This is a genomic window from Vibrio ordalii ATCC 33509 (assembly GCA_000257205.1).
GTDB lineage: Bacteria > Pseudomonadota > Gammaproteobacteria > Enterobacterales > Vibrionaceae > Vibrio > Vibrio ordalii.
In genome coordinates, this window is sequence record AEZC01000090.1 from 1 (window position 1) to 8,079 (window position 8,079).

General features: G+C 44.4%; 3 protein-coding genes, 1 pseudogene and 1 riboswitch. Of the genes and pseudogenes, 2 read left to right on the plus strand and 2 right to left on the minus strand.

Going from position 1 to position 8,079, the window contains the following annotated elements:
* Nucleotides 1-330 precede the first annotated feature (330 nt).
* A pseudogene (locus VOR_RS19075) lies at nt 331-691 on the plus strand (transposase); the annotation flags it as partial.
* A 334-nt stretch (nt 692-1,025) separates the two neighbouring features.
* On the opposite strand, the gene VOR_RS16850 reads toward VOR_RS19075, so the two are convergent.
* Nucleotides 1,026-2,306, minus strand: a complete 1,281-nt coding sequence (locus VOR_RS16850; protein ID WP_050946485.1) for a cation:proton antiporter — start codon at nt 2,304-2,306, stop codon at nt 1,026-1,028.
* Nucleotides 2,307-2,488: 182 nt separating this feature from the next.
* Here VOR_RS16850 and metH point away from each other — a divergent pair, with 182 nt between their 5' ends.
* Nucleotides 2,489-6,166: a methionine synthase gene (gene metH / locus VOR_RS0106500; protein WP_010318906.1), complete on the plus strand. Its 3,678-nt coding sequence runs from the start codon at nt 2,489-2,491 to the stop codon at nt 6,164-6,166.
* A gap of 66 nt (nt 6,167-6,232) precedes the next feature.
* Here metH and lysC read toward each other — a convergent pair whose 3' ends face one another.
* Nucleotides 6,233-7,585, minus strand: coding sequence for a lysine-sensitive aspartokinase 3 (gene lysC, locus VOR_RS0106505; RefSeq protein WP_010318907.1), 1,353 nt, complete (start codon nt 7,583-7,585; stop codon nt 6,233-6,235).
* Nucleotides 7,586-7,694: 109 nt separating this feature from the next.
* A riboswitch (Lysine riboswitch) is annotated at nt 7,695-7,870 on the minus strand.
* Nucleotides 7,871-8,079 lie beyond the last annotated feature (209 nt).

Here is an 8,079-nt window from a genome sequence, read left to right on the forward strand (position 1 = left end):
TTCAATCCTATCTCTTGAGCGCATTCTCATTACTTTATCGGTACTTGTCAAAAAGCGATTCCACGCACGGCACAACTTCGACACAATATCCTTGTAATCAATAAAACTTTGGTTAGTGAGATAGTGTTGCCTGAGCCAGTTCCACACTTGTTCTATAGCGTTTAACTCTGGTGAGTCGGGAAGCTGATCAAGGAAGGTTTGCACCCACTTATTGACACTGGTACGGCTAGCTTTCAGAAATTGATTAATACCAATCTAAGAAAAAATATGATCTAATTGATGGCATTTAACGATAGAACTTATTCGCTATGGACACACTACCACCCTGATTCTATCTATTACCTGCTCGAGCACATGGGCTTCTCTTGGATAACTTCTCGCTCCAAGCACCCTCATCAGTCCCAGCCAATCCAAGACGATTTTAAAAAAATTTAAAATTGAAACGATCCTTAAGATCCCAGGATATATTGCTTTAGAGCGTGTTGATGTCTGTTTTCAGGATGAAGCCAGATTTGGGCAACAAAACACAACAACACGGTTATGGGCAGAGAAAGCAACACGTCCCAGATCCGTGAAGCAACAACAATTTGAATATGCGTATCTGTTTGGTTCTATCTGTCCCGCTAGAGGTATTGGCGAGGAGATGGTCGTTCCTTGGGTTAACAAGGACATTATGGTTAAGCATCTTAGGCAAGAAGGTGGATAGAGCTGACCAGTTAATTTTCCAGATTGGTATTATTTGGGTGCGAGAGTGCCATCTTTAAAGTGAGCGATAGCGAGCAATCTCATTTTCATTTGAAAGGATTTTTGTTAACTCGCCAGTTTTTTGAAGTCGATATTCTGTAAGCTGTCGATGGTCAATTAATCTTGGTAGCCGTCTTTTTCAATTAGATCATATTTTTTAATTGCTATTGCAATAGGTCTAGAGAGAAGAGCAACAAAGCAAAGATAGTAAAAGCCGATGCTCTAGAACATCGGCTAGAGATAAAAATGGTTTGATCAGTCATCACTGACAGTTTTTCTATCTATATTGACGATTTTTCAGCTTGTTTTGCTTTGTCTATCAATGGGGTAATTGTTGAACCTTGAATAAGTATTGAAAACACCACGACAGCGTATGTCATAACTAGGATTATCTCTTTTACATCAATAAGCTTGTCTGGGATAACTAATATGCCGGATGGAATAGAAAGTGCCATTGCTAGTGCCAATCCACCTCGTAGCCCTCCCCAAGTTAGTATCTTTATTGACCATGGGTTGTAGGAGCGGTAACGCTTGAAGCCGATGTAAGAGAAAAAAACGCTTAGATAGCGAGCAGATAAGACAAGAGGAATGGCGAAAGCCATCAATATCCAGTCCTCTTCATGGAATTTGAAGAGTAGCATCGACATACCGATAAGTAGGAAAAGCACACCATTCAAAAATTCGTCAACCAATTCCCAAAAGTGGTCAAGGTGTTCTTCACTTTCTTTTGAAAAGCCAATGAAGCGTGTCCAGTTGCCGATCATTATCCCTGATACAACCATAGCTAAAGGTCCGGAAACATGAATAACATCGGCAAAAACATAACCAGCAGTCGGTATACCAATGGTTAAAAGCAGTTCCATTGAGTGGTCATCGGTGGCGCTGATGAGGTAGTGGAATAATAGCCCAAGTGCTAGGCCATACACTATGCCCCCTATTGCCTCTTGAATAAACAACATGGTTACACTACCTACGGTTGGTGTTTCCGTGCCAAATGCAATGGTGAAGATAGTGACAAAGATAACTAAGCCAAAACCATCATTAAAGAGCGATTCACCCTCGATTTGAGTCGAAATACGTTTAGGTGCATTTAACTTTTTAACGATAGCTAATACGGCGATTGGGTCAGTTGGTGAAATGAGTGCGCCAAACAGTAGACAGTAAACGAGATCGAAGTGAATGCCGATAAATTGGCAGAAGGCGTATAGCCCAAAACCGATGAAGAAGGTTGAAAATAGCGTTGCGCCTAGCGCAAGAACCGCGATCTCCCATTTCTGATCTTTTAGGTTGGGTAATTTGATGCCTAGGCCGCCAGCGAAAAGCAGAAAACCGAGTATCCCTTTGAGCAAAAAGTTTTCAAAGTTAATACTGTTGACGGTTTCTGTCGCTATTTGAGTTAGATGAAACCAATCATTTTGACCTGCAACTAAGATCAATAATGACAACATCATCGATCCTGCTGTAATGGCGATAGTGGTTTGCATATTGCCTATCTTACTGTTTAGAAAAGCAATCAACATTGCAGCTCCTGATAGGAAGCATAAAGTGTAGTAGACCGACATTGTTTTCTCGTTGTGTAACAAAATATGAACGAAATTCTCCTTGGATGATGTACAAATAGCAAACACTTTTTAGCCATGATGGCAGATGTATCAAACGACAATTGAAGTGAAGTTTAGACGTCTAGATTTCTAATGGTTATATGATAGGATGAGCGAATAACCAAAAGGAATGAGGCTGTACTGTGGGAAGAGAAGTTAGAAGTCAAATTGAAGCTCAATTGCAACAGAGAATATTATTGATTGATGGTGGCATGGGCACCATGATTCAGAGCTATAAATTGGAAGAGCAAGATTATCGCGGAGATCGCTTTGCCCATTGGCCAAGCGATCTGAAAGGAAATAATGACCTTCTCGTCTTGACGCAGCCTCAGTTAATCAAAGAAATTCATAGTGCTTACTTGGAGGCCGGTGCTGATATCCTCGAGACGAATACCTTCAACGCGACGAGCATCGCAATGGCCGACTACGATATGCAAGCCATTAGCGATGAGATCAATTTCGCTGCTGCAAAACTTGCACGCCAAGCTGCTGACGAATGGACGGCGAAAACGCCTGATAAACCTCGCTACGTGGCGGGAGTGCTAGGGCCAACAAACCGCACTTGCTCGCTCTCCCCTGACGTGAATGACCCTGGTTTTCGAAATATCAGCTTTGAGCAATTAGTTGAAGCTTACTCAGAATCAACACGTGCTTTAATTCGTGGCGGCAGCGACTTAATTTTGATTGAAACCATTTTCGATACTTTAAATGCTAAAGCCTGTGCCTTTGCGGTGGATTGTGTGTTTGAAGAGTTGGGTTACAAACTGCCCGTGATGATCTCAGGGACAATCACCGATGCCTCTGGTCGAACGCTTTCTGGGCAAACAACCGAAGCCTTTTATAATGCACTGCGACACGTTGAGCCTATCTCATTTGGTTTGAACTGTGCACTCGGTCCGGATGAATTGCGCCAATACGTTGAAGAGCTATCGCGTATTTCCGAATGTTATGTCTCTGCTCACCCCAATGCGGGGTTGCCTAACGCATTCGGTGAGTATGATCTTGAAGCCGATGAGATGGCGCAGCACATCGGGGAATGGGCGCGAGCAGGATTCTTGAACCTTGTTGGTGGCTGTTGTGGAACCACTCCTGAGCACATCAGACAAATGGCAAAAGTGGTCGAAGGTGTGAAACCAAGAGCGTTACCCGATATTCCAGTGGCTTGTCGTCTATCCGGTCTAGAGCCGCTGACGATTACCAAAGAGAGCCTATTCATCAACGTAGGTGAGCGAACTAACGTCACTGGTTCTGCGCGTTTTAAGCGTTTAATCAAAGATGAGCAGTATGATGAGGCGCTGCATGTTGCTCGAGAGCAGGTCGAAAACGGTGCACAAATCATCGATATCAATATGGATGAAGGGATGTTGGATGCGCAAGCTTGCATGGTCCGCTTTCTCAATTTATGCGCTTCTGAGCCGGATATTTCCAAAGTACCAATCATGGTTGATTCTTCTAAGTGGGAGGTGATTGAAGCAGGTCTCAAATGCATTCAAGGCAAAGGGATTGTGAACTCGATTTCCCTCAAGGAGGGGAAAGAGAAGTTTGTTGAACAAGCTAAACTCATTCGCCGCTATGGTGCTGCTGTGATCGTGATGGCGTTTGATGAAGTAGGCCAAGCGGATACCCGTGAGCGAAAACTTGAAATTTGTACCAAAGCTTATCGAATTTTGGTTGATGAGGTTGGTTTCCCTGCTGAAGATATTATTTTTGATCCCAATATTTTCGCGGTTGCGACTGGTATTGATGAGCATAATAATTATGCTGTGGACTTTATCGAAGCCGTGGCTGATATCAAACGTAATTTACCCCATGCGATGATTTCCGGCGGGGTTTCCAACGTCTCTTTCTCTTTTCGCGGTAACAATTATGTGCGTGAAGCGATCCATGCTGTATTCCTTTATCACTGTTTTAAAAACGGCATGGACATGGGTATCGTCAATGCCGGTCAGCTTGAGATTTACGATAACGTGCCTGAGAAACTGCGTGAAGCAGTCGAAGATATCATTCTCAATCGTCGCAGCGATGGCACTGAACGCTTACTGGATATTGCGGCTGAATATGCGAACAAAGGTGTCGGTAAGGAAGAGGATGCCAGTGCGCTTGAATGGCGTTCATGGCCAGTCGCAAAACGTTTAGAGCATGCGTTGGTCAAAGGCATCACCGAGTATATTGTTGAAGATACAGAAGAAGCTCGTCAAAATGCCACTCGCCCACTGGATGTGATCGAAGGGCCTCTAATGGATGGAATGAACGTGGTCGGCGACCTCTTTGGCGAAGGGAAAATGTTCCTGCCGCAAGTGGTGAAATCGGCGCGCGTTATGAAGCAAGCCGTTGCGCATTTAGAGCCCTACATCAACGCGCTTAAGCAAGCGGGTTCCAATAATGGCAAAATCCTTCTTGCCACAGTTAAAGGGGATGTACACGACATCGGCAAAAATATCGTTGGCGTCGTTTTGCAGTGTAATAACTACGAAATCATTGACCTCGGCGTTATGGTGCCGTGTGAGCAAATTCTCAAAGTAGCGAAAGAGAAAAACGTTGATATTATCGGGTTGTCCGGTCTTATTACTCCCTCCTTGGATGAAATGGTGCACGTCGCTAAAGAAATGGAGCGACAAGGGTTTAAATTACCGCTTTTGATTGGCGGAGCAACCACCTCTAAAGCACATACCGCAGTTAAAATTGAGCAAAATTATCACCAGCCTGTTGTGTACGTGAACAATGCTTCGCGCGCAGTAGGCGTTTGTTCTTCGCTTCTTTCTGATGAGTTACGTCCTGCTTTTGTGGAAAAATTAAACCTCGATTATGAACGCACGCGTGATCAACATCACCGTAAAACCCCCCGAACTAAACCTGTCTCATTAGAAGTAGCAAGGGCAAATAAAGCGGTTATCGATTGGGATAACTATACGCCGCCAGTTCCGGCTAAATTGGGCGTACATGTGTTTGATGATTTTGATGTGGCTACCCTTCGTCGTTACATCGACTGGACACCATTTTTCATGACATGGTCATTGATGGGTAAATACCCAACGATTTTTGAACACGAAGAGGTGGGAGAGGAAGCGCAAAGTTTATTCCATGATGCCAATGCATTGCTTGATAGAGCTGAGCGAGAAGGGCTACTCAAGGTTCGCGGTATTTGCGCTTTATTCCCGGCCGCGAGTGTGGGGGATGATATCGAAGTGTATCGCGATGAATCGCGCACCGAGGTTGCTCATGTTCTTCATCACTTACGTCAACAAACCGAAAAGCCCAAAGGTTATAACTACTGCTTGTCCGATTACATTGCACCAAAAGAGAGTGGTAAACGAGATTGGATCGGTGCATTTGCCGTGACAGGCGGAATTGGTGAGCGAGAATTAGCAGACCAATATAAAGCGCAAGGCGATGACTACAACGCCATCATGATCCAAGCGGTAGCTGATCGTCTTGCTGAGGCTTTTGCGGAATATTTGCATCAGCAAGTTCGTAAAGAAATTTGGGGCTATGCTGCTGACGAAGAGTTGTCGAACGATGATTTGATCCGTGAGAAATACCAAGGTATACGCCCAGCGCCGGGTTATCCAGCGTGTCCTGAGCATACGGAAAAAGGTACCTTGTGGGAGATGTTACAAGTTGAGCAGACCATCGATATGTTTTTAACCACCAGTTACGCTATGTGGCCAGGTGCTTCGGTGTCGGGTTGGTACTTCTCGCATCCTGACTCTCGTTATTTTGCCATTGCACAAATTCAGCAAGATCAGATGCAAGATTACGCGCAACGTAAAGACTGGAATGCGCAAGAAGCGGAAAAATGGCTTGGGCCGAATTTAGATTAAGTAATAAAAAACAGGTTGGCTAAGCCAACCTGTTTTTTATTCAGCGTGTTACTACTCAATGTGGTTTTATCGTTCAAACAAATCTTGATGAAGTTTCTGAATTGCCGCTTTAGAAACCGACTCGTGTAATAAAAAGCAGAGGTTGTGCGGGCTGGCACCATAGCAGATCATACGCAAATTGAAATTTTCTAAGGTGCTAAAAACTTGTTTTGCATAGCCTTTGCTTTCACTCATGTTGTTGCCGATCAGCGCAACTAAACACAGGTTATGTTCGACTTCAACTTTACACAGCTCTTCTAATTCTAAGCGCACCGCTTGAGGCAGTTCAGGCGCTCCACCTGAGGTATCGGTTTTATCTAATGTTAATGAGACGCTGATTTCAGAGGTGGTGATCAGATCCACCGAAATTTTGTGTTTGGCTAAAATTTCAAACACCTTCGAAAGAAAGCCGTATGCGTGAAACATGCTAGCGCTGCGTAGCGTAACCATGGTTTGATTACAGCGTAGGGTTAAGGCTCTAAATAGAGGTGAGCTTTCTACACGTTTACGGATCCAAGTACCACCTTTTTCAGGCTCTTTTGAGGAGCCGACAAACACAGGGATATCGTGGCGAAGCGCGGGCAGCAACGTCGATGGATGCAAAATTTTAGCGCCAAAGTTTGCCATCTCCGATGCTTCGCTAAAGCTTATCTCCGCAATCGGAGCGGCTTTAGGCGCAATGCGTGGGTCAGTTGTATAAATCCCCGGCACATCAGTCCAAATTTCTAAGCCAGAAGCTTGTACCGCTTCGGCGATCAAGGCCGCAGAATAATCACTGCCGCCTCGGCCCAATGTGGTTGTATTTCCTTGCTCATCAGCGCCGATGAAACCTTGAGTTACCACTACGTGTTGCAGACAAAGTGGTGTTAACTTCTCTTGGGCTAATTGCTGGATCTGCTCTAATTGCGGTTCTGCCCGACCATAGTGATCATCAGTACGCAGCACTTCTCGAATATCAAAACGGATCGCATCCATGCCACGTTCACGCAGTAATTGCGTTAGAATGAAGGTCGACATTAATTCGCCACAAGCCACTAAGTGATCGGTCAGTTTTTTACTCGCTTGAAAAGAGGCCGCTTCTGCAACACTGGCCACCATATCTAAAATTGAGTGTACCTCTTTTTCAACCTGCAGCGGGTCGGCAATCTTGTCAATAATCGCATGGTGAATATCAGCTAACTGTTTGATAATACTTAAGCGTTGATTGGCATCTTGTACGCCATTGGCTAATTCAACCAATAAATTCGTCACGCCAGAGCAGGCACTGCTCACGACTAATTTGGTCTCTGGATTATTTTCGATCACAGCGGCACAAAGGCTCATTGCTTCAAAGTTAGCAACGCTTGTTCCGCCAAATTTGGCGACATTGAATGCGCTCACGGCATTTCTCCCACGACTTCCTGAAATAAAAATAGTGTTGGTGTACCAACGTCCAATGTTTGAAGAGAGTTTTTCTAGAGCAAATAAAGAGGTGTTTTTATGATTTGTTTACCTCAGAAGCTCTTCATCAGGGTGGCTGATGACAGTTGAAGGGATTCAGCCCATTCAACCGATAAACCAAATCCACAACTTTGGTTTATCTCGGCACTGCTCCCCATTAATGTTTTGTATTGGAGTTGAGGCTCCACAAAACATCTGCCTGGGCAGTGCTCCTCTTCTGCTAGATAGCTCATTCATTGAACGTTTTTGAACTGTTAATGTCAATCGCTAATTAAGTCCAAATGTAAAATAAAATTAACCAGAGTGTGACACTGGTTTGACCTCTAGACTTCGGTCGAATTGTTGCTTCAGCGGATTTGTTTTACTCTGGGTATTCGCATTTGGCCGCAAGCAAGGAGCAACTATGTCCATTACCAGTTTTAACCCACCCCAGC